Genomic DNA, 410 nt, shown 5'->3' on the forward strand with positions numbered 1-410 from the left:
ACCATTGGGAAAAATTTAAGAGACAAGGGAGTACATACAGAATCCATTGTCGGAATTGTAACAAAGCGTTCGCTAGAAATGATTGTTGGGATTTATGGTGTACTAAAAGCAGGTGGGGCGTATTTACCAATTGATTCAGAATATCCGGTAGAGAGAATTAATTTTATGTTGAACGATAGTAAGGCAAAAGTATTGTTAGTGGGTGAAGGTAATCAAAGTATAGTAGATCATATAGATGCTTCAACTATACTTGTTAATCTTACAAATTGTGAAGAGGATCAGATAAACCCAGTTCCTATCTCTCAACCAGATAGTTTGGCATATGTCATTTATACTTCTGGTACAACAGGAACACCGAAAGGTGTAATGGTTGAAAATAGGAATGTAATGAATCTATCTAATTGGCAAAT

1 protein-coding gene is annotated in these 410 nt (G+C 35.1%); it reads left to right on the forward strand.

Annotated elements, in window-relative coordinates:
• The coding region (locus tag JDS82_RS29080) for an AMP-binding protein (protein ID WP_199714327.1) at positions 1-410 on the forward strand (410 nt) is incomplete at both ends.

This window comes from Bacillus cereus group sp. N14, from assembly GCF_016483555.1.
Taxonomy (GTDB): Bacteria; Bacillota; Bacilli; order Bacillales; family Bacillaceae_G; genus Bacillus_A; species Bacillus_A wiedmannii.